25 protein-coding genes are annotated in these 24,617 nt (G+C 60.4%); 8 read left to right on the forward strand and 17 right to left on the reverse strand.

What is annotated here, in order from left to right; translation table 11 throughout:
• Window positions 1-102: 102 nt before the first annotated feature.
• The 4 genes from C5J26_RS09195 (at window position 103) to C5J26_RS09210 (ending at window position 4,003) form a co-directional block, all read left to right on the forward strand.
• Window positions 103-2,502, forward strand: coding sequence for a PAS domain-containing sensor histidine kinase (locus C5J26_RS09195; RefSeq protein WP_105401494.1), 2,400 nt, complete (start codon window positions 103-105; stop codon window positions 2,500-2,502).
• Window positions 2,499-2,861, forward strand: coding sequence for a response regulator (locus C5J26_RS09200; RefSeq protein WP_105401495.1), 363 nt, complete (start codon window positions 2,499-2,501; stop codon window positions 2,859-2,861). Before C5J26_RS09195 ends, C5J26_RS09200 begins: the two co-directional genes overlap by 4 nt.
• A 289-nt stretch (window positions 2,862-3,150) precedes the next feature.
• A complete protein-coding gene (locus C5J26_RS09205) occupies window positions 3,151-3,675 on the forward strand; it encodes an AraC family transcriptional regulator (protein ID WP_172745806.1) in 525 nt (174 codons plus the stop codon).
• Window positions 3,676-3,745: 70 nt separating this feature from the next.
• Complete coding sequence (locus tag C5J26_RS09210; RefSeq protein WP_105401497.1) at window positions 3,746-4,003, forward strand: hypothetical protein; 258 nt, start codon at window positions 3,746-3,748, stop codon at window positions 4,001-4,003.
• A 140-nt stretch (window positions 4,004-4,143) separates the two neighbouring features.
• On the opposite strand, the gene C5J26_RS32610 is transcribed toward C5J26_RS09210, so the two are convergent.
• Window positions 4,144-4,572 (reverse strand): hypothetical protein, encoded by a 429-nt coding sequence (locus C5J26_RS32610; RefSeq protein WP_172745807.1) that lies wholly within the window; start codon window positions 4,570-4,572, stop codon window positions 4,144-4,146.
• A 61-nt stretch (window positions 4,573-4,633) separates the two neighbouring features.
• On the opposite strand from C5J26_RS32610, the gene C5J26_RS09220 reads away from it, so the two are divergent.
• The gene (locus C5J26_RS09220; RefSeq protein ID WP_172745808.1) at window positions 4,634-4,900 is read left to right on the forward strand and encodes a hypothetical protein; all 267 of its coding nucleotides are present in this window, start codon (window positions 4,634-4,636) and stop codon (window positions 4,898-4,900) included.
• Window positions 4,901-6,116: 1,216 nt separating this feature from the next.
• On the opposite strand, the gene C5J26_RS09235 is transcribed toward C5J26_RS09220, so the two are convergent.
• The 14 genes from C5J26_RS09235 to dctP all read right to left on the reverse strand — a co-directional run bounded on the left by C5J26_RS09235 (window position 6,117) and on the right by dctP (window position 19,678).
• The gene (locus C5J26_RS09235) at window positions 6,117-6,836 is read right to left on the reverse strand and encodes an ABC transporter ATP-binding protein (RefSeq protein WP_105401500.1); all 720 of its coding nucleotides are present in this window, start codon (window positions 6,834-6,836) and stop codon (window positions 6,117-6,119) included.
• A complete protein-coding gene (locus tag C5J26_RS09240) occupies window positions 6,833-7,582 on the reverse strand; it encodes an ABC transporter ATP-binding protein (protein ID WP_105401501.1) in 750 nt (249 codons plus the stop codon). Before C5J26_RS09240 ends, C5J26_RS09235 begins: the two co-directional genes overlap by 4 nt.
• Window positions 7,582-8,619, reverse strand: coding sequence for a branched-chain amino acid ABC transporter permease (locus C5J26_RS09245; RefSeq protein WP_105401502.1), 1,038 nt, complete (start codon window positions 8,617-8,619; stop codon window positions 7,582-7,584). The genes C5J26_RS09240 and C5J26_RS09245 overlap by 1 nt, the downstream gene beginning before the upstream one ends.
• A complete protein-coding gene (locus C5J26_RS09250; protein ID WP_046605043.1) occupies window positions 8,616-9,473 on the reverse strand; it encodes a branched-chain amino acid ABC transporter permease in 858 nt (285 codons plus the stop codon). Before C5J26_RS09250 ends, C5J26_RS09245 begins: the two co-directional genes overlap by 4 nt.
• Window positions 9,474-9,652: 179 nt before the next feature.
• On the reverse strand, window positions 9,653-10,831 hold the full coding sequence (locus C5J26_RS09255) for an ABC transporter substrate-binding protein (protein WP_046665960.1): 1,179 nt from the start codon (window positions 10,829-10,831) through the stop codon (window positions 9,653-9,655).
• 286 nt (window positions 10,832-11,117) lie between these two features.
• Window positions 11,118-12,329: a LysR family transcriptional regulator gene (locus C5J26_RS09260; protein WP_105401503.1), complete on the reverse strand. Its 1,212-nt coding sequence runs from the start codon at window positions 12,327-12,329 to the stop codon at window positions 11,118-11,120.
• An 86-nt stretch (window positions 12,330-12,415) separates the two neighbouring features.
• Entirely contained in the window at window positions 12,416-13,348 is a 933-nt protein-coding gene (locus tag C5J26_RS09265; protein WP_105401504.1) for an MYG1 family protein, read from the reverse strand.
• Between the two features lie 125 nt (window positions 13,349-13,473).
• The gene (gene greA / locus C5J26_RS09270) at window positions 13,474-13,956 is read right to left on the reverse strand and encodes a transcription elongation factor GreA (protein ID WP_105401505.1); all 483 of its coding nucleotides are present in this window, start codon (window positions 13,954-13,956) and stop codon (window positions 13,474-13,476) included.
• Window positions 13,957-14,138: 182 nt separating this feature from the next.
• Entirely contained in the window at window positions 14,139-14,528 is a 390-nt protein-coding gene (locus C5J26_RS09275) for a hypothetical protein (RefSeq protein WP_105401506.1), read from the reverse strand.
• A gap of 163 nt (window positions 14,529-14,691) precedes the next feature.
• Window positions 14,692-15,861 (reverse strand): ABC transporter substrate-binding protein, encoded by a 1,170-nt coding sequence (locus C5J26_RS09280; RefSeq protein ID WP_105401507.1) that lies wholly within the window; start codon window positions 15,859-15,861, stop codon window positions 14,692-14,694.
• A gap of 473 nt (window positions 15,862-16,334) precedes the next feature.
• Window positions 16,335-16,775, reverse strand: coding sequence for a type II 3-dehydroquinate dehydratase (locus C5J26_RS09285; RefSeq protein WP_105401508.1), 441 nt, complete (start codon window positions 16,773-16,775; stop codon window positions 16,335-16,337).
• Between the two features lie 4 nt (window positions 16,776-16,779).
• Window positions 16,780-18,081 carry a TRAP transporter large permease gene (locus tag C5J26_RS09290; RefSeq protein WP_105401509.1) on the reverse strand — a complete coding sequence of 434 codons (1,302 nt, stop codon included), beginning with the start codon at window positions 18,079-18,081 and terminating at the stop codon, window positions 16,780-16,782.
• Entirely contained in the window at window positions 18,078-18,596 is a 519-nt protein-coding gene (locus tag C5J26_RS09295; RefSeq protein WP_105401510.1) for a TRAP transporter small permease, read from the reverse strand. The genes C5J26_RS09290 and C5J26_RS09295 overlap by 4 nt, the downstream gene beginning before the upstream one ends.
• Window positions 18,597-18,694: 98 nt before the next feature.
• Entirely contained in the window at window positions 18,695-19,678 is a 984-nt protein-coding gene (gene dctP, locus C5J26_RS09300; RefSeq protein ID WP_105401511.1) for a TRAP transporter substrate-binding protein DctP, read from the reverse strand.
• Between the two features lie 239 nt (window positions 19,679-19,917).
• On the opposite strand from dctP, the gene C5J26_RS09305 reads away from it, so the two are divergent.
• On the forward strand, window positions 19,918-20,592 hold the full coding sequence (locus C5J26_RS09305) for a GntR family transcriptional regulator (RefSeq protein ID WP_105401512.1): 675 nt from the start codon (window positions 19,918-19,920) through the stop codon (window positions 20,590-20,592).
• An 83-nt stretch (window positions 20,593-20,675) separates the two neighbouring features.
• Here the strand turns inward: C5J26_RS09305 and C5J26_RS09310 are convergent, their stop codons facing one another.
• Complete coding sequence (locus tag C5J26_RS09310) at window positions 20,676-21,458, reverse strand: helix-turn-helix domain-containing protein (protein WP_105401513.1); 783 nt, start codon at window positions 21,456-21,458, stop codon at window positions 20,676-20,678.
• 119 nt (window positions 21,459-21,577) lie between these two features.
• On the opposite strand from C5J26_RS09310, the gene C5J26_RS09315 reads away from it, so the two are divergent.
• Window positions 21,578-22,525: a DUF6282 family protein gene (locus C5J26_RS09315; protein ID WP_046631901.1), complete on the forward strand. Its 948-nt coding sequence runs from the start codon at window positions 21,578-21,580 to the stop codon at window positions 22,523-22,525.
• Between the two features lie 25 nt (window positions 22,526-22,550).
• On the forward strand, window positions 22,551-23,555 hold the full coding sequence (locus C5J26_RS09320) for an NAD(P)H-quinone oxidoreductase (RefSeq protein WP_105401514.1): 1,005 nt from the start codon (window positions 22,551-22,553) through the stop codon (window positions 23,553-23,555).
• A 48-nt stretch (window positions 23,556-23,603) separates the two neighbouring features.
• Here the strand turns inward: C5J26_RS09320 and C5J26_RS09325 are convergent, their stop codons facing one another.
• Window positions 23,604-24,515: a hypothetical protein gene (locus C5J26_RS09325; RefSeq protein WP_105401515.1), complete on the reverse strand. Its 912-nt coding sequence runs from the start codon at window positions 24,513-24,515 to the stop codon at window positions 23,604-23,606.
• Between the last annotated feature and the right edge of the window lie 102 nt (window positions 24,516-24,617).

Here is a 24,617-nt window from a genome sequence, read left to right on the forward strand (position 1 = left end):
TAGTACCGGAAAATCGGTTTCACATTCGACCGGCTCAATTGGTGAATTGGTTGCGCAACAGGCGTACTTCAAAGGGGCGGCAGCCGGAAGCTGCTGGCTGACATGTCCGACTTGCTTAAAGCGGCGTCGGAGAACGACACACTCCGACGCTGCATGGAAAATTTGCTGACGATCACAACTCTTCCGGAAACCGGGACAGGGGAGAGCGCCGCTGACATCGGCAATTCCCTCCTGAACGCCTTGGCCGAGATACTTGATGTTGATTTTCTGTTCCTAAGAATAACACCAGGGAACGGCCAGCCGACCGTCGAGATCGCTCGGATCCCCGCCGGCGAAGGCTTCAGCCATGCTGCGGAACTGAGCGCCTTTCTCTCCCAAGGATTGGGCGACGTGGGCTCCGAGTGGCCGCAGTTTGCCAATCTACGGAGTGACAACGCCGAATACGTTACCGTACAGCAGTACCTCGGCATCCATCGTTCCATCGGCGTGCTCGTGGCGGGGTCGCGACAGACCTCCTTTCCGAGCGAGCAGGACAGACTCGTACTTCATGTAGCCGCCAATCAGGTCGCCGGCGTTCTGAGCGAAGTACTTCGGCTTGGTTTGGATGCTTCAGGAGCGGCCGTAAAGGCTCACAACAGGATTGTCGACGCTATCCCGGTAATGGCGTGGTCCACTCTTCCAGATGGCACCGCAGATTTTTTCAATGGGCATTTCCTGTCATACCTCGGAGTGACGACCGAGCAGGCTTCCGGATGGGGATGGGCCGCTGCCCTTCACCCCGATGACGCGGAAAGTCTGAAGGCGGTATGGATCGAAATGTTGGCATCGGGACGAGCAGGCGAGGCCGAGGCCCGCCTACGCCGATGGGACGGGGAGTACAGGTGGTTCCTCTTTCGAGCGAACCCTCTCTTCGCGGACGACGCTTCAATTGCTCGGTGGTACGGAACCAATACCGACATTGACGATCGCAAGCGTGCCGAAGAGGGCTTGCGGCGCAGCGCCGCGTTTCTGGCACAGGGCCAACGGCTGACAGAAACAGGAAGCGTATGGTGGAGGCCAGCGACAGAGGAAATTGTCTGGTCCGACGAGGCCTATCGTGTTGCCGGCTATCCCACCACACAAATTCCCACCGTTGATTTGATGCTCGGCCGTTGCCATCCAGAAGATCTGCCGCAGGTAAGCAGTCTGGTCATGCGGGCCATGCAAGATGGCGAGGACATGGAACTTGAGCATCGGCTGCTCATGCCCGACGGGAAAGTTAAATACGTCTACGTCGTTCTGCAAAACATCGGATCGGATCCGAGCGATCCGGAGTTCATCGGCGCCGTTTCCGACATAACGGACCGGAAGATCGCCGAGGAGCGGCTCCGACGAAGCGAGGTCCTGTTGGCGGAAGGGCAGAGGATCAGTCGAACAGGGACGTTTTCCTGGAAAGTCGATACGGACGAAATTACCTTCTCCAAGGAACTCAACAGGATCTTTGGCTTCGAGCCGGAGACAGTGGTGGACTTCAACAAAATTACCGAAAGGGTCTTTGAAGAGGATCTTCCCCTACTCGCCAAAAAGATGGCCGACGTTCGGCAGGGAGGAGACAACCCGGACTATGAAATCCGGCTGTTTGTAGGCGGCCAAGTAAAACATGTCAGAGTGGTCGGCCGGATTGTTCGGCTTTTCGACGACACCACGGAGTGTGTCGGAGCCATCCAAGACGTCTCGGCACAGCGTGTGGCCGAGCTTGCGCGGGACAAGCTGCGCACGGAACTCGCGCAAGTCGCCAGAGTCATGAGCCTAGGAAGGATGGCGGCATCCATTGCGCACGAGGTCAACCAGCCACTGTCCGGAATCATTACCAATGCCAACACGTCTCTTCGGATGTTGTCTGCGACTCCGCCCAATATCCAAGGAGCGATTGAAACGGCGAGACGAACAATTCGCGATGCTAACCGTGCCGCTGAAGTGATTGCGAGGCTAAGGAGATTGTTCAAACGGGGCGTTACCGTCGTCGAACCGGTTGACCTCAACGAAGCGGCTCGGGAGGTCATCAGCCTTCTTTCGAACGATATGCAACGCGGGCGGATCTCTGTCGATGTTGAACTTTCGGCGGCGTTGCCCCTTGTCGCAGGAGATCGCGTACAACTTCAGCAGGTCATAATGAACTTCCTACGCAATTCGATCGATGCCATGGCCGGCGTCTCTCCGGGATCGCGAAACATCGCCGTGCGCACGGCGCCTGTGGGCACCAAAGAGGTGCACCTGACCGTGGAGGACACTGGTGCAGGTCTCGGAACAACTGACATCGCAAGGTTGTTCGACGAGTTCCATACGACCAAACTCGACGGTACTGGGATCGGCCTCTCCGTCAGCCGTTCGATCATTGAGGGGCATGGTGGGGCAATCTGGGCCGAGCGGAATCCTGCAGGTGGCGCAATTTTCGGTTTTTCATTGCCGATTCAAGCCTCAAGCGATGACCCCGCCGCCGGTGCCGAGGCCGATCATCCATGAAAAAAGCACTCATTTCGGTCGTTGATGACGACGAGTCTGTCAGAGAAGCGCTCCCTGACTTGATACGGATATTTGGCTTTGAGGTACGAGCTTTCGCTTCGGCCATCGAGTTCCTGGGATCCGAGTGGATGTCAAAAACCGATTGCCTGATCCTCGACATAGCAATGCCGGGAATGTCTGGACCCGAACTCCAGGAAGAGCTGCTTCGACGCGGTGAAACGATTCCAATCATATTCATCACGGCGCATAAGGATGAAAATGAACGACCGCCGCTTCTTGAAGGCGGAGCGGTTGCCTGCCTATTCAAGCCATTCAGCGATGTGGCGCTTCAGGAAGCGTTGGAGAAAGTGTTCAGCTAGAGCCTTTCTGCCTGCTCTGCGGGCATCCGGCGACATCGTCGGCTTCATCCTAGCCAACATCCTTGGCACTAAACAAAAACATTCGCCGGAGTGCGTGCTCGGTGGACCGTCAGGCGTCGGCGTGGCCTTCGGCGCGTGAGCTACTTCTGCCTGATTAGGCGCGGAGTGCTCTGCCATTGCCCGACTCCTGGCGGACACCTACCCAATGGTATGGGGGACACGGTCGTATAATAGAAAACCGCCCGTGTCGGTGAGAGCCTCAGCGCATTCCAAATCAGGAGACCGCGCCATGTCATCTCTTTCACTCTCGGGAACACGTCGAAATTGGACCTTGCCACGCACGGTCAATACAGCCGGGCTGCAAAAGACCTCCCCCGTCATACCTTTCATCGACGGAATTCGTCCGCTCACGACAGTTGCGGAACCCAGACTCGTCAAAGGAGGGCTCGCACCTTGGCAGTTCCGGAACGTCATCGCATATGTCGAGTTGAATATTTCGAGTCAGATCAAGGTCGAAGCACTCGCTGGCATCTGCCGCCTGAGCGGTAGCCATTTCGCACGCTCGTTCAAGGCGAGTTTCGGAGAAACTCCATACAACTACATCCTGAGCAAGCGCATCGAGATGTCCCAGATACTGATGCTGCAGTCGAATGACGCCTTGGCCCAGATTTCGCTGAGCTGCGGCTTCGCCGATCAAGCGCACTTCTGCAACTTGTTTCGGCGCTTCATGGGATGCACTCCCACGGAGTGGCGCAGCCTCCACCGATCCGCCGACCAGATTGCCTGCAGCGACATCCTTCACCTCCGCAACTGAGCACCGGCATCCGAGGGGGCTTAGGGTTGCGCTGCAGCCTCATTCACTCTTCTCGAAAGGGAGAAGGACCATGAAACTACGCGTCTTTGCCGCCCTGATCGGGTCGGCGATTGCAAGCTTGGCCCATCCTGCAGGAGCGCTCGAACCGATCCCAGGCAGCATCACCTACGGGGGCCAACCGAGGACTAAATTGGTAAAGGCTCCCATCGGAAGCACCGTCACGCATCAGTTTTATAACGACGCAGGGCAAGAGGTGCACGAGGTCTACCGGCTCGACGAAAACCGAAACCTACAACTGATAGGACGCCGAGTCAGCGATACGGACTAATGGGGAGCCGATCAAACGCCGGTGGCAACCACAGCCAAAATGCCACGAGCGGCCTCACATACCAACCCATAGTACATGATCGAAAGTACCCACATCTTCCAAGAATTATATTTTAGCGAGCAAAGAAACAGTTGAATTGTTCAATAGCTTCTTTTTGTTCCGCATAAACTACTAACGTTACTCAAAAAACCGACACTCGTCTGCGATTTTACTTCAATCGGCAGCAGATGGTTAGAAACCAAATGCGGTCCCACGTCCAGGCGAACCCGCAGAAATCGAGCTTCGTCAACCAAAGAAGGAAAAAGATCATGACCCTCCGCAAAATCGCTCTGGTACTCGCGCTGGTAACCACCACACCGTCTTTCAGCTCTGCGACCGAAAATGGAGCGGAACACCACCAAGCGCCTGCCACACACGACACGATACTCGTTGACGAGATCCCCACCAGCATCAACTCCACGGCGCATACAAATCCCGTAATGGAGCATCCGCGCCAGCCGACTACCCGTGACAATCGCGAAATCAGCGACGATGAGCGGTAGGTCCGGTTTGATCAATTGCCAGTTCATTCAAAACATCGATCGGCAAGGTCGCGCTTAAATCCGATCAGTCGAGCAAAGGAATCCAAATATGAAAAGCCTAATGATTTCTGTAGTGGCCTTGGCCACGTTGACCCTCCTCCCCACCGGTACCTTCGCCGAAGATGGCGAGTATTACGAAGGAATCCTACCGCCCGACGCTGGCGAACGGTGGGGATCAACCGATCGGCTGCATACCGGCTCTACGACGCGTTACGGTATGCCCTCGCCCTTCGATCATCATCCGACGCTCAACACCACGACGCACGGGCTCATTAACAGTGGTGACTACTATGAGGGTGCGGAACGTCCGGACTAAAAGTCACAATCGATTGACAAGAAAAACGCAACGAGATGCGCGAAATGGAGCAACAACGTCAGAAAGCCCATCGATCTTTCGGGGGCGTTCGCCTTCATAAGGACTGGACAGGGAGAGGCATCTCGGTTCCGCGCGACGCGGCCTCACTCCTGGCTTCGCGCCGAAGTAGAACCGAGAACTGACCGTAAAAACGATCAGCGCATGCCTCTCGAACACGGGCGGATAAAGCAGCATATCGAATCGTGGATGATGGCGCCGCGACCTCGATCTGCGGCGCAGTAGGATCTAAAACGGGTCGGCCTAGTGATCTGCACTCCCTATGCGGCGCTGGAGCCTAAACAGGCGCTCTTCCCGCCTCCGCAAAGGACAAACATTCGATCCGCTCGTACGATCTCGTATTGATCCAACATCTCGTGGGGGACGCCCATCAGCCGCTCCAAACGACCGCTCCTTTACGTGCGCCCGTCCGCAGGGCGGTTCTGCGGGCAATGAGTTGATGGGACCAGGGGACCTAGGGCCCGGCGACAGAGAGCGCTACAGCGGTTCCGATACCGGATCACTCCCGCGTGATGGCACAACTCGATCCGGATCCCTGACAAGCAAGTCCGGCTGCCCCAAGAGCTGAAAAAACGGCACCCCTCCTGCACCGCCTGAAGGACTCGCTCGGTCCTTGACCGTTATTTGGCTCGCGTGCCTTCGCTGAATCCTTGCTCTAATTGTTGACAACGCTTTTCAAATGAAGCCACGCTCGAATTCATGGATTCGACATCGGATATTATGAATGCGTTGCGCGCCGCACGGGCGCTGTTGGACCTCAGCCAGGAAGAGCTCGCGGTGGCTGCAGTCGTTGGAAATCGCTAAATCACCGCCCGGCGTCCTTCGCCCGGCGAGCCAAGGGACTGATAATGAAGTCCTTTCGCCGATTCCGGGCGGATTTGCGCAACGACGGCGCCAGATGTCGCCCTTGCAGAGGCGAAAATGGTGGGCCCGGAGGGACTCGAACCCCCAACAAAGCGGTTATGAGCCGAGGGATTTCCCTCTCTACTGCCAACGCCTCGCCTTCTTCCCCGAGGTACCGGAGCATGAGACGGTCGCGGAGCTGCTCCTGCCGTTGAAATAATACCGCCGGACGCCGGCCTGTCCCTTTTGATCGCCAGAAGCGGACAGGCCGTTGTCCGCCCCGATCTCGGTCATTCCACCTTTATAAGCGCGCGGCCTAATGCGGTGCACCCCTTTCCACGGTCAGATGCTTTCCGAGGATATCCTCGTTGGCGAGCAGGTCGGCGCTGGTACCCTGGTAAACGATCGCTCCGCGATCGAGGATGACGGCGTCGTCGGAAAGCGGCAGGACCTTGCGGGCCTTCTGCTCGATGATGATGGCCGACATGCCCTCGCCCTGGGTGATGCGCTGGATCGCCGAAAGCAGTTCGTCGACGATGATGGGCGCAAGGCCTTCGGTCGGCTCGTCGAGGAGAAGCAGTTTCGGATTGACCATCAGCGCCCGCCCGACCGCCAGCATCTGCTGTTCGCCACCAGAGAGCTGGTTGCCGAGGTTCTTGCGGCGCTCCTTGAGGCGCGGAAACATCGTATAGACCCGTTCCAGCGTCCAGACGCCCGGGCGCGCGATCGCCGTCATGTTCTCCTCGACGGTCAGCGACTTGAAGATATTGCGCTCCTGCGGCACCCAGCCGATGCCTGCCGCGGCACGCCGGTCGGCGCGCAGTTTCGTCACGTCGCGTCCCATCAGGTGGATCGAGCCCGAATGATGGGTGGTGACGCCGGCGAGCGTATTGACGAAAGTGGTCTTGCCGGTGCCGTTGCGGCCGAGCAACGCCAGCGTCTTGCCCTCTTCGATCGTCAGGCTGATGCCGGCAAGCACGCTTGCCTCGCCATAACCCGCGACCAGTTTTTCGGTGACCAGAACCGGGGGACTCATGCGTTTTCTCCAAGATAAACGGCCTTGACGCGCGGATCGCTGGAGATTTCCGCAACCGTTCCTTCGACAAAGACCGCGCCCGCCACCAGAACCGAAATCCGGTTGGCGAACGAGAAGACCAGGTCCATGTCGTGCTCGATCAGCAGCACGGTGACGTCGGCGGGAAGGTCCGAGACGATCTGCAGCACTTCGTGCCGCTCGTCCTCCGGCACGCCGGCGGCTGGTTCGTCGAGCAGCAGGACGCGCGGCTTCGACGCAAAGGCCAGCGCGATCTCGAGCAGGCGCTGCTTGCCGTAGGGCAGGATCACCGTGCGCTCGCCCATCACGGAGGCAAGGCCGAAGCGCGCCAGCAGGTCTGCCGCCTCGTCGACGACCTTGCCGTAACCGGCGACCGACCGCCACAGATTGTGACCGACGCCTTCGCGCTCGGCGATCGCCAGCGTCACGGTTTCGAGCGGGGTGAACTCGTTGAACAACTGGTTGATCTGGAAGGTGCGAGTGAGCCCGCGCTTGACCCGCCGGAACGAAGCCATCGAGGTGATGTCCTCGCCTTCGAGGAAAACCTGGCCTTCCGACGGCGGCAAGACGCCGGTCAGAAGGTTGATCAGCGTCGTCTTGCCGGCGCCGTTCGGGCCGATCAGCGCATGGCGAGCGCCACGTTCCACCTTCAGGCTAACGTCATTGGTGGCGAGGAAGGCACCGAAGCGGCGCACCAGGTGCCTGGTTTCGAGAACGATCTCGCTCATCAGCGGTCCTCCTTCTTCGAGAGGCGCTCGGGCAGGTATTCGACCCAGCGCGACAGCCGGTCACGGCCGATCAGCACCAGGATGACGAGCAGCAGGCCAATATAGAACATCCAGTATTGCGGCGTGATCACCGACAGCCAGTCCTTGACCAGCGTGAACAGGATCGCGCCGAAGATGCCGCCATAGAGATAACCCGTGCCGCCGATGACGAGCACGAGCAGAACGTCGGCCGAGCGATGGAAGGCGAGCACGTCGGGCGAAACGAAGGCGGTCGTCTGGGTGAGCAGCGCCCCGGCCATGCCGGCAAACACCGCCGCGATCGTATAGGCGGTGACGATGCGCTTGCGGCCAGGCACGGCGACCATGGCAGAGCGCATCGAATTGCCCTTGATCGCCTTCAGCGACAGGCCGAAGGGCGAAAAGGCAATGCGGCGCATGATCATCGTGCCGATGAAGAGAACACCAACGCAATAGAGATAACCGACCTTGCCGAACAGGTCGAACTCGAACATGCCGAGGATCGGGCCCGGCGAAAAACCGGAAAGCCCGTCGGCGCCGCCGGTCAGCCATGCCATCTGGTTGGCGACTTCCGCCATCATCAGGCCGATGCCGAGCGTGGTCATCAGGCGGGTGAGGTCGGAGCCGCGCAGGATGAGGAAGCTGGTGAGCAGGCCAAGCACGCCGGAGGCGACGCCCGCGACGATCAGCCCGGTCACCGGTTCGGCGAAATAATGCTGGGCCACCAGGCCCGCCACATAGGCGCCGAGGCCGAAGAAGGCGGTGTGGCCGAGCGAGACGATGCCGGCAAACCCGAGCACCAGGTCGAGCGACACCGCAAACAGGGCCAGGATGGCGATCTCGGTGAGGATCAGCATCTTCGACGGCAGCAGGAAGTAAGCGGCGATCGCGGCGATCCAGACGATGATCTCGTAGAAGCGGATGCGGCTTCTGCGCTTCATCAGCTTCGCAGCGCGGGCCTCGGCTGCAGCAGTGGAGGAATTTGCGGACACGGTGGTTTCCTGCGGAAGAACGCTCATCGGCCGCCCCTTGAGAACAGGCCGTTCGGCCGTACGATCAGCATGACGATCATCAGCGCGTAGATGACGAAGGGACCGATCGCCGGCACGTAATATTTGCCTGCCACGTCGGCAATGCCGAGCAGCAGGGCGGCAAGGAACGGGCCGGAGACGGTGGACGTGCCGCCGACCGAGACGACGATGAGGAAGTAGATCATGAATTTCAGCGGGAAGTTCGGATCGAGCCCAAGGATTTCCGCGCCCATCGCCCCGCCGAGACCGGCAAGGCCCGAACCGAAGGCGAAGGTCAGCGCAAAGACCAGCGGCACGTTGATGCCTAGGCCCATGGCGACGCGCCGGTCGTCGACCGCGGCGCGCAGCCGGCTGCCGAACCGGGTCTTCGAGAGGATGAGCTGCAGCGCGAGCGCAAGCGCCGCGCAGACGATGATGGTGAAGAGCCGGTAGCGGCCGACGCCGACGCCGAATACGTCCATGCGGCCGGAGAGTTCCGGCGGCAGGTTGATCAGCTGCTGCTGGCCGCCCATGAAATAGTCGGTCGCTGCAATCGCCATGAAGACGATGCCGATCGAGAAGAGCACCTGGTCCAGATGCGGCGCCTGGTAGAGCCACTGGTAGAGCGTCCGCTCCAGCACGAGCCCGATCAGCGCCGAAACGATAAAGGCCGCCGGCAGGCACCAATAGAAGGAGATGCCGTAGCGGTTCATCATCACCACGGTCACGTAGCCGCCGGCCATGGCAAACGCGCCATGCGCCAGGTTGATGAAGTTCATCAACCCGAGCGTCACTGTCAGCCCGCAGGCCAGAATGAAAAGCAGCATGCCGTAGGCGATGCCGTCGAACAGGATTGTAAGCATTTGGCTCTTCTTTGAGAGCGACCGCCGGCGTGTTTCCACCCGCGACCGCGCGCCCGTTTACCGATCAACAGATCCTAACATTCCCACTCGGGAGACCGCGGTCAAGAACAAGGATGCCAGGATATTTTCGCACCGAAAGCGGCGGAAGCAGTCTCCCGCCGTCCGTTTGCAAAGCGACTTTACTTGGCGTCTGCCTTTTCCGGATCCTTGAGATCCTTGAACGTCTGGAACTCGACGTTCTGCAGCTCGCCGTTCACGTCCTTGACCTCGCGCATGTAGATGTTCTGGATGATGTCGCGGGTTTCCGGATCGATCGAGACGGGACCACGCGGGCTCGTCCAGGAGAGGCCCTTGACGGCTGCCATGAAGGCCGGGCCGGTGACATCGCCCTTGGTCTTTTCGAGCGCTGCATAGATCAGCGCCATGCCGTCGTAACCGCCGACCGACATGAAGTTCGGGCGCATATCGGCATTGGCCTTCTTGAAGGCGGCGACATAGGCCTTGTTTTCCGGGCTGTCATGCGCGGTGGCATAAAAATGGCCGGTGATGGTGCCGATTGCCGGCTTGCCCATCGAGTTGAGGATATCGTCGTCGGTCACGTCGCCGGTCGCGATCAGCTTGATGCCGGCATCGGCGAGGCCACGGTCGGCGAACTGCTTCATGAACAGCGAACCGGCACCCGACGGCAGGAAGACGAAGACGGCATCGGGCTTGGCGTCACGGACGCGCTGCAGGAAGGGCGCGAAATCGGGGTTGGCGAGCGGTACGCGGACGGCTTCGACGATCTCGCCGCCCTTGGCCTTGAATTCCTTGGTGAACCATTTTTCGGCATCGATGCCCGGACCATAGTCGGAAACCAGCGTCACGACCTTCTTGATCTTGTTGGCGGCAGCCCAGGTGCCGACCGGCAGCGAATACTGCGGCAGGGTGCCCGAGGTGCGGGTGATGTATTCCGATGCCTTGGTGATGGAGGCCGTGCCGGCTGCCATGACCACCGACGGGATCTTCGCCTGGGTCGCGACCGGCGCGACCGCCATGGCGAGCGGTGTCAGGCCGAAGCCCGCAAGAACCTTGGCGCCGTCGTTGACCACCAGTTCCTGGGCGATGCGGCGGGTCTGGTCGGCCGTGCCGGCGTCGTCGCGAATGACGAGCTCGATCTTCTTGCCGGCGACGGTGTCGCCCTTCATCGCCATGAAGGTCTTGACGCCGGCCGAAACCTGACGACCGGTCGACGCAAACGGACCGGTCATCGGCAGGATGAGGCCGATCTTGATGGTTTCCTGGGCGGCTGCCGGAATGGCAGCAAGGCAGCTGAGCGCTACGCCCGCCGCTGCCATGAGCATTCTTCTGTTCAGCATGTAATTTCCTCCTCCGAGTGCAGAATTTTCTTATGGAGGCCTTGCCGGACGTCAGCCCAGGCCCGCCAAAAACCGGTAGCCTATATCGTTGACTGCCGATATGTCAGTCAACGGGGCGAGATACTTCGACGTCCCACCATTTTCAACTTTTCGTCAACCTCCATGGGCCTCGACACGACGACCCCCGTGCCAACACCAGTCTCTCCACCTGCCTGGCACATTTGCACCTTAGCCCGGCCACGTCGCCACGCTCAATCAGTTCATCTGCCGGACTCATAAGTTATGGTTATAGCGGCCGATCGGACCAGGTGGGCAGAAGCTCCAGGAACGCCTGCTGCGCGGCCGTCGGCAGCCAGTCCCTTCTCGTCGTCACTCCAATCGGCCGCGATGTGTGGCTGAGGTCGAAAGGCAGCGCCCGCATCAGCCCGCGGGCGATCTCCGCTTCCGCCTGGAGACGGGATGTGCAGCCGAGATGATCGCTGGAATCCAGGAGCTCGCGCATCAGGATCAGTGAGCCGGTCTCGACGATGCTCTTCGGCGGCCCGCTTGGCGAACCGGCAAAGACGCTGTCGAAATACCGGCGCATCGGCGTGCCGCTCTGGTTGACGACCCAGGGGAAGGCGGCAAGCTCCTCGACCGTCAGCGCCTCACGGCCGGCTAGCGGATGCGCCTGCCCTGAAACCATGACCACCGTGTCGTGAAACAGCACCTTCTGCTCCACATCGCCGATCGGCGCCGGCACCCGAAGTGCGCCGAGCATGAAATCCACTTCGCCACGGCGGAGAGCGCCCAGCAGGTCCGGGTAGGGCCCCTCCTGGATCTGGATCGGCAGGTTCGGCCGGATCTTGCGGAAACCGGCGATCGCCTTCGGCAGCACATAGGATTTGGCAAGCGGTGTGGCACCGATGACGATCTGGCCGACCTCGGCCGCCGTCAGTTCCGCAAGATCGGCATTCGCCTGTTCGAGCTCGACGAAGGCGAGCCTTGCCGCCTGAGCGAGCGCATGGGCCGCACGCGTGGCGACGATGCCGTAGGATGTCCGTTCGAACAGCGGACGCGCAGCCTCCTCCTCGAGCTGACTGACGGCGCGATAGACCGCCGGCTGGCTGAGACCCAGCCGGCTCGCCGCCAGCGTAAAATTCTCGGTTTCCCGAACCGCGATCAGCGACTTAAGCTGCGCGGTCGTCGCCGTCACCCGCAGTCTCGGCGACAGTTCCGACAAGGCGGGATCAAGGTATCCGAAGGCGCGCTTGATGCGCAGCGCCAGGATCTCGCCGGCACCATTGGCAAAAATCCGCTGCGGCGTGCGGGAAAACAGCGGCAGGCCGGCGGTCTTTTCGATCTTCGACAGCGCCTGGGTGACGGCCGGCTGGGAGACGAAGCAGAGCTCCGCCGCCCTGGTCACAGAGCCGGTATCGACGACCGCGAGGAACGCCCTCAGATGCCTGAGGCTATGATGCAGGATGGTGGATGAGGAAGCGGACCGCGAGGAACTCATGATGGGTTCTTCTAGCACATCTGTTTGGCGCCGGAAGCGGAAGCCCGGCCCAACAGGTCTCCCTCGGCTGCCGCCCCTTCTCGCGTTTACTTGACCCCGTTGGCGACGGCTTCCCGGACCGCCAACTCCGCCATCGCGAGCGCCGCGTCGCGGGTCCTGGCGGCGGCGATGAACCGGCCATTATGACAGAAGCTGGCGCCTTCGACGCCGCAGACTGCCTCGAGATCACGGTCGGTCAGGCCGGCCCAGGCCGCCGGCAGATCGGCGCGCACCTCGAAACCTTCGTCCGCTCGGCGGATGGTCGTAAGGCACCAGTCCTTGTCGCGCGGATGAACGACGAACAACAGATGATCGGCGCCGGCCTTGACGATCGCCGGGCGGAACGGCATTCCCGTCGGCAATTCCAGAATACGCCCCTCGCCCGCATCGACGATCGCCTGATGCACGAGTGCCTCGGCCCGCAGTTTGGCAGCGCTCTGGGCAATCCTTGCTTCGACAAAACTGCGGGCAATGGCGAGTGCCGTGTGAAAGCTGCGGTTTTCTGCTTCCGGGTCCTTTTCGTCGAACACCGGTTTCAGGGTTTCCAGGAGGGATGGCAGAGTGAGCCCGGCCAGCGGCCCCGCAATCGAGGGGCTGAGCGCACCATTGTCCATCAGATCGACCGGAAGCACGAAGCTCGTATCGAAAGAGGCGTGCAAAGTCTCGATATGAGCCCCGGGAAGGGCCAGGGCGGCGAGGTAGTCACGGCCATAGTGCTTCCAGACCAGTCCGAACGAGCTGTAGGGCTGGCCATCGTCGCGCAGCGGCGCGCCGCGCTGGTGATGATCGAAGATCTGGGCCACAGCGTCATAGGCGCCGCCGACATCGTAGATAATGCGGTCGGCACCGGGCGTGATCCATTCGGGCGCCCGGCTGCGAACGATCCGAGCCTTTGGGAAAAGCCGGGTCAGGACGACGCTCGACAGCAGTTCGTCGGCATGGAAGCCACCCGAATGGGTGACGAGAAAATCTGGGGTCATGCCGGGATGCGCCTTGTGGTTCGCTGAAGGTCGGTTTGCAGTCAGCACCTGATAACCATTGCCGGACGCCTGCTCAACCCACCATCCGCCCGTTTGAACACGTATACAGTGGCTATATGAGCACTTCAGGAGATTGCGAGAATCTCCAGTTGCCGACCGCCGGCTTCGACGACATCTCCGACAGCCCTGCCCATCAGCAGCCTTGCGACCGGCGAAACGAAGGAAATCGATCCGGTCTTGGGGTCCGCTTCATCCTCTCCGACGATCCGATAGGTCTGCACGCGCCCATCGTCGCGGCTGAAGGTCACCGTGCTGCCAAAGGCGACATTCTCGAACGACGTCGGATCTGGAACAAGCTGGGCCGTGTGAACTCTCGCTGCAAAATAGCGCGCATCGCGCAGCGGATTGGCCTGCTGGCGCCGCCGTTCATTGACGTCCTCGATCGCGCTCGCCGCGCCATAGGCCTCGCGCGCCCGCCGGAGTTGCAATTCCAAGGCCTTCAGTCCCGCTTCCGTCACGAGGTTCGGATGCGGCGAAATCGGACGATCCGGCAGCAGGGTTTCCGAAGCAGTTTCGGAACTCTCTTCCTTGGTGAAGGCAACACTCAATCTCAAACTCCGTCTGGTAGGGCGCACCCGCGACGCATGGAGCACCCTGGCCCGCCATTTGTCGGACCCATGCATACGACAACAACGGAAGAACCGCCAATCTCGATCCATCGGTACCGATCCATCTTCTACGATGTTTTCTGGTTCCTACGGTGGCTGGATGACCTTGTAAGCCGCACAGATTATGCGGACGGCAATTCAAGGCCGTTCGGGAGTGAAATCCAGATGACAGTTTGCGCCTCTGGAGAATGGCGTGACAGATGCCCCTTGCCGTATGTGTCTTCCACCAACACGAAACTACCCGCCTGAACGTGACGCACCTCTCCGTCGCTCGTCTCGTATTCGACCGAACCATCCAGCCTGACCGTAAGCACAGGCTCTGGGACCGTATGCCAGGCAACCTCTCGCATGCCTGCCGGGATATGGGTGAGGCGGACCCGGGACGCCGGATAACTGGCCGTCACGTCGAAAGGCACGGCATCGGGGTGCACCGACCTCTTGGTTGTCGGCAGTTCAATTTCGTCGAAATGGGATTCACCATCGGGGGTGGCATAGATCCGCAAGCACTTCATTACGGCTATTTCCCTTCCGGTGCGCGATGCTGAAAACCAAGCATGGCTAGCATGAACAAGCCGGGCAACGCCACGACAGTCCAGTATCGGGCCGTTAGCAGACTCGATACCAAAAATGGCGGACCTCGGTCCGCCATTCACATGTCGAAAGTTCCATTCCGCCTTACTTGGCGTTCGGGTCCTTGATCTTCGGGAAGGTCGCAAATTCGACGTTGTAGAGTTCGCCGTTCACTTCCTTGACTTCGCGCATGTAGATGTCCTGGACGATATCACGGGTGGCCGGATCGATGGTGATCGGGCCGCGCGGGCTTACCCAGGTGGCACCCTTCATGGCTTCGATGAGCTTGGTGCCGTCGGTATCGCCATTGGTCTTCTTGAGCGCCAGATAGGCGAGCGTCATGGCATCATAACCCCCGACGCCCATGAAGTTCGGGCGCATGTTCTTGGCGGCCTTCTTCACCTGGGCGACAAAAGCCTTGTTTTCCGGGCTGTCGTGCAGGGCCGAGTAGAAATGGCCGGTGATGACGCCCTTGGCGACCGCACCCATGCCGTTCAGCAGGTCGTCGTCGGTGACGTCGCCGGTGGCAATCAGCTTGATGCCGGCGTCGGCAAGGCCGCGGTCGACATACTGCTTCATGAACTGCGCACCGATGCCGGCCGGCACGAAAACGAAGACCGCGTCGGGCTTGGCGTCACGGACGCGCTGCAGGAAGGGGGCGAAATCCGGGTTCGCCAGCGGAACGCGGATCGCCTCGACGATCGTGCCGCCGTCTTTCTTGAACTGGTTGGTGAAACCCTGCTCAATATCGATCCCCGGACCGTAGTCGGAGACCAGCGTCACGACCTTCTTCAGGTTGTTCTGCACTGCCCAGGTGGCCACCGGAACGGCGGACTGCGGGCCGCCCATCGAGGTGCGGACGTAATACTGCGACTGCGGCATGATCGCCGAGGTCGTGGCCGAGGTGATGATCGCCGGGATCTTCGCCTGGTTGAGAACCGGCGCCACCGACATGGCGAGAGGCGTCAGGCCGAAGCCCATCAGCATCTTGGCGCCGTCATTGACGACGAGCTCCTGGGCGATGCGGCGGGTCTGGTCGGCGACACCGCCGTCGTCGCGCAGCACGACTTCGATCTTCTTGCCGGCGACGGTATCGCCGTTCAGCGCCATATAGGCCTTCACACCCGCCTCGACCTGACGGCCGGTGGACGCGAACGGACCGGTCATCGGCAGGATAAGGCCGATCTTGACCGTTTCCTGCGCGGATGCCGGAATTGCAACGAGGCCGCCCATGGCGAGACCGGCCGCAGCCATCAATGTTCTTCTGGTAATCATTCTCTTTCCTCCTCAAAGACGAACTGTTCTCAAAGCTCCTGGTGACAGACCGCGTCCTCCTTGCGGCGTCCGGCCCATCACAGCCTGTCGGATATATCGGAGACATCGCGATCAACAGTCAACGGGCGCGACAGTTTGGCGCCCGACTATTTTCCGCGTTCGTCAGCCGGCTGAACGTGGCTAGGCGTTTCCCGAGAGCTGGGCCTGGATTTCACAAATCCGTGTATACAAACCCGCCTCTTACGTCGCGTTTTGCCAAAAACCGCTCCCGCAAACGACCAACTTCGAGCCAGACATCCAAACCGCAAGAAAAACCGGGATAAAAAAGGCATGCCCTGCACTGCCAAGAAAACCGCCGGCCTGCCGCTCCCCCTCCACGCCGTTATACCAGCAATAAGTCTGTATACATTGCCTGTCAATATTAGCCTTTGGGCCGAGAGCGTTATTTACCCGAACGCGAGCCGCTCGACCGGTTATCGTCTCTTTTCTTCGATCAGCTGTTCCAGGGCCTTTACCGCCAGCGGATAACCTGTCGCCCCGAGGCCGGCCATCACCGTCGTCGCCGTCATGGAGACATAGGAGTTGTGATAGATCTGTTCACGGCGATGGACGTTGCTGATGTGAAACTCGATGATCGGCCCCTCGAACATCTTCAACGCATCGAGGAGCGCCAGCGACGTGAAGGTGAAGGCGGCAGGGTTGATGATGATCCCCGCACCCTCGTCGATCGCCTCATGCACCCAGTCAATCAGCTTTTCCTCGCTGTTGGTCTGGCGGAATTCGACCGGGCGTTCGCCCGCCGCCTCCCGGCACCACGCCTCCACTTCGCCAAGCGTCGTGGTGCCGTAGATTTCCGGCTCGCGTTTCCCGAGCCGATTGAGGTTCGGACCGTTGAGAATATAGATCGGTTTCATCGGTTCACCCCTGATAACCCATTAGGCGCGGAAGCCAGAGGACGACGTCCGGCACGAAAGTGATGATGATCAGGCTGACCACCATCCAGAAAATGAAGGGTGCCGCGTCCTTGATGATGTCCTTCACCGGCACACCGGAAATGTTCGTCATGATGAAGAGCAGCAGCCCGTAAGGCGGCGTGACAAGGCCGAGCATGATGTTGACGACCACCACGACTCCGAAATGCACCATATCGATGCCGAGTGCCTGGGCGGTCGGAATGAAGACCGGCACGATGATCAGGAGGATCGCCGTGCCTTCCAGCACGCAGCCGAGCAGAAGCAGCAGGACGTTGACGAGGATGAGAAAGCCGGTGGGCGTCAGGTCCCAACTGGTCAACAGCACCCGCAGCGTGTCCGGGATATTTTCGATCGTCACGACATAGTTGAAGACGAGGGAACCGGCGATCAACATGCCGATCGACGCCGTCGACTTGGCGCTGAGCAACAGCGAATCGTAGAAAGCTCCGAAGCTGATGCTCCGATAGATGACCAGCGAGATGACCAGCGCATAGGCGGCGGCGAGCGCGGCGGCTTCGGTCGGGGTCGTAATACCTGAATAGATGCAGCCGAGCAGCACGACCGGCATCATCAAGGCCGGGAAGGCCCGCCAGGTGATGCGGGGAATATCCCGCAGCGGCACCGGATCTTCGACCGGGAAATTTTTGCGCCGCGCGGTGATCGCCACCTGCATCATCTGCAGGCCGGCCATCAGCAGGCCAGGCACCATCCCTGCAAGGAAAAGGTAGCCGATCGAGGCATCCGACACGAGCGCATAGATGACCATCGGGATCGAGGGTGGAATGATCGGACCGATGACGGAGGTGACGGCCGTCAGCGCCGCGGCGTAGCTTGGCGTATAACGCCCGTCCCGCGTCATCATGTTCTGCATCATCCGGCCGCTGCCGGCGGCATCGGCGATCGCCGACCCGGACATGCCGGCAAAGATGATGCTCTGGACGATGTTGATATGCGCCAGTCCGCCACGGAAACGGCCGACCAGCACGTTGCAGAACGCCAGCAGCCGTTCGGTCATCGAACCGATATTCATGAACTCCGCGGCCAGCACGAAGAGCGGCACCGAAAGGATGAGGTAGTTCGAATACATGCCGTTCAGGAACTGCTCGGCCACCGTGCCCATGTCCGCTCCGGCAAGAAGCAGGTAGAGGATCGAGCCGCACATCATGGAAAGGCCGATCGGCAGGCCAAGGAAGGCGAGCGCCGTGATGACGACGAGCGCGATCGAAAAGGGGCTGGTGAAGTTCATACGCCCGAGCCCGCCTTGGTGGGATCAAAGGTTTCGGGCGCCCTGCCGCGAACCGCGAGCACCCCAAGCCAGATGTAACGCACGATCATTGCGACAGCGAAGACGATGTAGATGGAATAGAGGTAATCGAAGCGGATCTTCAAATAGGCGGTGCTTTCCACCTTCATGAAGGTCACGTAGTCGATCACCGCCGGCAGGGATATGCCGAACAGGACGACGAGCGCCATGGCGCAGATGATCTGCATCACCCGCCGCGCCCTGTCGCCGGCGCCAGCCCAGAAGAAGTCGAAGCGGATCTCCTCCACTTCCCGCACCACGAAGGCAGCGCCGAACAGCACGATCCAGATCCACAACACGACGCTGATCTCGTTGGTCCAGCCAACCGACAGGTTCAGGATGTAGCGGAAGACGATCTGCAGAACGAAGGCGACAAACATCCCGAGCAGCATCAGTGCCAGGAGATTTTCGGCGCGGCGCCGCAGCCAGCCGCCGGCAGCGATAAGTTTCGAATTCATTTACCCCCTCCCCCGGAGGTTCGGCCACCAGGCCGGGCGTTTAACCGCTCCGGCCTGCCGCCGCATTTGTGAGGAGCCCGCCCATGGGCGGGCTATTTTCAGATTGCCGCAACCTTTTCGAGGACGCCTTTCGGCCAGGACTTGGCAAGATCGGAGGCCAGGTATTTCTCCTGGGCAAATTTGCGGAAGGCGGCGATGTCCGGCTCGGAAATATTGAGGCCGGCCTTCTTAAATTCGTCGACCAGCGTCTTCTCCTGCGCAAGGTGCTGGTCCTCGCTCCACTTCATCGCCTTGTCGGCGGCTGCCTGGAAGGACTTCTGCTGATCGGCGCTCATGCCTTTCCAGATCTTGCTGGAAATGGTGAGCAGATCGTAGCCGATGAGGTGCGAAGTCATGACGATCTGCGACATGACTTCATAGAACTTCATGTTCTTGACGTTCGGCAGCGGATTGTCCTGGCCGTCGATCGCGCCGGTCTGCAGACCGGTATAGACTTCGGCATAGGCCATCGGCGTGGGGTTGGCCCCGAGCGCGGCGCCGAGGAACTGCCATGCATCGCCACCCGGCATGCGCAGCTTGATCCCCGCCATGTCCGCGGGCGTGGTGATCTTCTTGTTCGGCTTCAAACCGATCTGTCGGGCGCCGAAATAGGTCGGGCCGAGAATATGAACGCCGAGTTTCTCGTCGGCCATCTTCTTGAATTCCGCGCCGGCCTCGCTCTGGAAGAACTTGGTCACATGCTGCGCGTCGCGGAACAGGTAGGCCGAGGTGAGCACCGACCATTCCGGGATCTGGTTGGAAATATCCTGCGGAGCGATATTGCCCATCTGCAGATTGCCGCGCTGGATGGCGACGAGCTCGGTGCCCTGCTTGAAGAGGGTGCCGCCGTAATAAGGCTCCAGCTTGTACGAGCCGGCGATCGCCTCGGCGAACATCTTGGTCATCTGGGCGCGAATATCCTGTTCGGAAAATACCGCGGAAAACTTCAGGACCGGCTTGTCCTGTGCCAGCGCCGGCACGGACAGGGCGGCGGTTGCCAATGTGGCGCCGAGAAAGTGTCGGCGGGTCAGATCGAATGTCATGGGCTGGTTCCTCCTCCTCACGGCGCGCCGCTTACCTGCGACGAAGCCTCCCTTGTGCAAGCCATTCCTCCCGAGAACGCCGCACCTTCGTATTGTACGAAATAGTTCGTATAAGTCAATTCTCTCTTTGCCTGACTTCCCGGTCTTTCAGGATGAAATCGCAAATCATCATATTAAAGGCGTTCTGCCCTGTATTTTCTTCTTCATCAGCTATATACGATCAGCTCAAAGGGGGAAACATGCTGAAATCAGGAAAAGAGGCAGCCGAGACGATCGGCGAGACCGTGTTTCGGCGGATACGCCAGGATATCATTTCCGGCGCCCTGCCCCCTGGTTCCAAAATCAGGCTGGAGCAGACCAAGGAGCGTTATTCCGTCAGCGTCTCGACGCTCAGGGAAATATTGAGCCGGCTCACCACGGAGAACCTCGTTATCGCCGAAGGGCAGCGCGGGTTCGAAGTGAGCCCTGCGTCCCGGCAGGAACTCCTGGAACTGGCCGACCTTCGCATCCTGCTCGAAAGCCATGCGATCGGCCTCTCCTTCGCAACGGGAGATCTCGACTGGGAAGCGCGGATCGTCGCGGCGCATCACAAGCTTTCGGCGATCGAGCGGCAGCTTCTCGAAGGCGACGCCTCACGCACCGTCGATTGGGTACGTTACGATTGGGAATTTCATCAGGCTCTCGTCTCGGCCTGCAATTCCGAGACGCTGATGGCGTCGCTCTCATCCGTCTTCGACCGCTTCCTGCGTTACCATCTGCTGGCCGAAAGTTTTCGCGGCAAACCGGTGGTGGACGACCACCGGCGGCTTTTCGAGCTTGCCATGAAACGGGATGTCGGCGGCGCTCAGGATATACTGACGCGGCATGTCCGCAACGGCACCGAACATGTCCTGAAAAGCGGCCGTATCCGCTGATATGACCGCCAATTGACAACAGGTCTTGCCGAGACGGTTCAGCATGTCCTTTCGGTCGCGGTCCGGCAGACGACGCTAGCGGATCAGGTGGCAAAACTGTTGGAGAGGCGGTCCAGATCTTCCGAGATTGCAGCTGCGGCCGACTGCAGGATCGGAGCGTAGCGTTCGCAAGCTTCCCGTTCCGAGCCGAAGGCCGACTTGAAGTAGGTCAGTCCTATGCTCGCCAGGACCCGCCCACCATGGCCGAGGATTGGAACGCCGATGGTATTGGAGTTCTTTGGCTCCACGAGAGACGACCGGGTGGCATAGCCGTCTCGATGGACCTTGCTGACGACCCGCTTCAGTTCGGCCGGATGATGACTGAGCGCGTTCTCCGGATCGTCCGACCTTTTCAGCACGTCGATGATCAGGTCGAATTCATCCTTGTCGAGGAAGGCAAGGTAAGCGAGGCCCAGTCCGCGCGTAAGCAGACAGAGACGCTTGTTGACCGTACTGTGAAACGGCGAAATAAAGCTGTCCGGCACCGTGCTGAAGCGCACCACCATCCCGTCATAGTCCGGCAGGGCTATCGCTATCGGCCATTTGTGTTTGCGGGTCATTGCGATGGCCCAAGCACGCCCTGCTTCCACCACCAGCGGTCCCTTGTGAAAGCCGGAGCTCAAGGACGTCACCAGCCCGCTGACCTGATAGCCGCCCTGCCTTGTATCATTTTCCACATATCCGGCTTCCTCGAGCGTCCGCAGGATACGAACGAGAGTAGGTTTCGGAAGCTTTGTCCGGGCATGCAGTTGGGCAATTGTATTGATTGGGTGAAGGTTCAGCTCTTGCAGAACATTCATCGCGCGTTCGATTGCTCGAATGCCCATGGATCCTCCTCCCGTAGAATCTAGATGGCTATTTCGACTAGCGAAATGCCGGGGATGATAGGTTGTCGCGGTCTGGAGTCAAGCTTTAGGGAGGTCCAGGATGTAAGTAGGAGATTGCCATGGCTTCGGCAGACGATGTGAACCGCAATAGACAGGAAGTCAGAAAGCTTATCGCCGGTGTTGACGATGAATTGGCCAGCCGCTTGCTGCGTGGCGCAGTCGATCTTCACGTTCACTCCGGCCCCTCGACGATGCCCCGAAAACTCGACCACATGGAGGCCGCCGAAGAGGCAGCGGCGGCGGGTATGCGCGGGCTTCTGTTCAAGGACCATCATTATTCGGTCGCGCCGGTGATCCCGATGATGGAGCGGCTGCTTGGAGACCGTGGCCTGTCGATGTTCAGCGGCCTCGTGCTCAATAATTCGACAGGGGGATTGAACCCGTTCGTCGTCGATGCCCAACTGAAAATGGGCGCGAAGCTGATCTGGATGCCAACTGCACAGGCAGCCAATCACATCCGCAGCGCGCATCGCAAGACGCGGCTTGCTTCGAATGTCCAGCTTAGACATTCGCCGGCGCTGACGCCTCTCGATGCCTATGGGAATATTTTGGACGAGGTGAAGCAGATCCTCGACATGATTGCGGAATTCGATGCCATCCTGTCCTCCGGACATCTGCATGTCTGGGAGATCTGGAAGCTCTTCGATGAAGCGCGGGCTCGCGGCGTCAAGCGCCTGCTCGTCAATCATCCGATGTACGGGCTCCACTTCACCCCCGACGACGTTCGCGAACTGGCTCAACTGGGCGCCCTCATCGAACAGTCCGCCGGCCTCTATGTCGATTCCCGCTTCAACACCTATACGCCGGAGGAATTCAGGGAGCACATCCTGGCTGCAGGCGTCGAACATTCCTCGATCGGCTCGGATCTCGGGCAGATCGACAACCCCACGCCGGTGGAAGGCATGCGCCAGGCGATCAAGCTCTGCCTGGCATTGGGTTTCAGCGAAACGGAGGTGCGGACCATGGTTGCAGACAATCCGGCCAAGCTGGTCGGATTGCCGACGTGACCATTCCATTCCGCTGACCCAGCACATGCAAGTCATCGAGATCGAACGCCCGGGCGGGCCTGAAGTTCTTCGGATCATTGAACGACCGCGGCCGCGGCCGCAGGCCGGGGAAGTGCTGATCCGTGTCGTCGCGGCCGGGGTCAACCGGCCGGATGTCCAGCAGCGGCGCGGTCTTTATCCGCCGCCGCCAGGCACCTCCGAAATTCCCGGTCTCGACGTTGCCGGGGTCATCGACGACGTCGGTGAAGGCGTAGACGGGCTTCGGGCAGGAGACCTGGTCTGCGCACTCGTCAACGGCGGCGGTTATGCGGAGTTCTGCGTGGCGCCGGCCGTGCAATGCATGCCGATCCCGAAAGGCCTGAGCTTCATAGAGGCTGCTTCGCTTCCGGAAGTCTTCTTCACGGCCTGGAACAACCTGATCTGGTTGGCGCGACTGGAATACGGGGAGACCCTGCTGATCCAGGGCGGCACCAGCGGGGTTGGGATGGCCGGCATCCAGATCGCCACGCAGCTTCGGCACGCAACCGTTTTTGCAACCGCCGGCACCGACGAGAAGAGGGCGGTCTGCAAGGCCGTTGGCGCGCAAGCCGCGGTCGACTATCGCGGTGCCTGGGATGAACAGATCCGCGACCTGACCGGCGGTGAAGGGGTCGATGTCATCCTGGACGGGCAAGCCGGAACCGAGACGCAGCGCCAGCTGGACCTCTTGAAGGACGACGGCCGGCTCGTCTTCATCGCCAGCCATCAAGGCAGCATGGCGCAGGTGAACATCCGCACGCTGGTTCGCCGACGGCTGACGATCACCGGATCAACGCTGAGACCAAGGCCACCCTCCTACAAGGGACGGCTTGCAAAAGACCTGGTCGACCACGTTTGGCCGCTGCTCGAGGACGGCCGCATTGTCACCCGCATTCATCAGGTCGTCCCGTTCGGGCAAGTGCGGGAGGCTCATCGCATTCTCGACGAAAACCGCCAGATCGGCAAAGTTGTCCTTGCCGTCGATCCGGCGCTTGCCCATACCGTTCCATAGCCGCCGCCGACACCTGAGACCCGGAGCCGACGGCGGGCCGATGGACGGTTAGACCTGGGGCATCGGGTAATCGTCCGCGTTGAGGACCCAGCCCGGCTTTTGCGAAAAATCCATCCGCGGCGGCGCGAAGATGTCCACCAGTTGATTGACGCCGGCGGATTCAGCGGTTGTCGTGTGGATCGCGGGCGGTGGGATAACGCAGATCGACGGCGACTCGCAGTAGAGGTGTTCGTCCTCCCGCCAGATGTTCATGTTCGTAGTCCAGGGCCAGCGCAGATGGTGCGTAAAGGAACCGCTTAACGCCAGCGAGCATTGCTCGAAATCATCGTGATGGTGCGGGGACACCTTGTCCCGCTCGCGAGGGCCGATGCGCGGCGATAGATAGTTGATCATGAACGTGGTGCAACGGTAGATGCGCCCGAACCGGGACGGATCGTCCGGAACCTCCAGCGTATACCACTTCAACGTCAGCCCGCCGGGCGGCTCGGGCCAGGCTTCGAAGGGGGGAACATTGGGATGCGCGCCGAGGAAGGCATCCGCGTTCGAAGCGGCGCGCGCCAGATCCCCCGACTTCGGTGTAAAAAGGCGAACGACGCTGCCGCCCGTCGACACCCGGATGGAGCTGTCGCCCGGCGGCACGAAGGCGACGGAATAGCCCGGAACCACGGTGGTTCCCTCCGCGGTGGTGATTTCGACCGAAGTCTCCTTGTCGGGAATGATCAAGGCATATTCATCGGGCTGCGACCGGCGTGAGAAGATGCCGCCCTCTTTCGCGTTGCTGTATGCGACGACGAAGTTCTGTCCACGGCTGATCCATGTGTCGCCGTTGGCATCGGCGATCTGGGGCGCGGTTTCGTAGAACAGGGCAAGCTGCGAGCCGAAATAGCTGTTGTGCACCTTCGTGCCGCTTGGTTTCGCAGCATTGGACAGATTGGATCGTGGGTCACTCTGAACGTACATTGGCATCTCCGCTTTTCTGCCAGAAATAGCTGGCCGTAGTCGAAATCGTCTGGCCCCGTGCCAGGAGACCGGATGGCATTGAGGCAGGGCTGCGGCCCGCGT

It is taken from the genome of Neorhizobium sp. T7_12 (assembly GCF_002968535.1).
Classification (GTDB): domain Bacteria; phylum Pseudomonadota; class Alphaproteobacteria; order Rhizobiales; family Rhizobiaceae; genus Neorhizobium; species Neorhizobium tomejilense.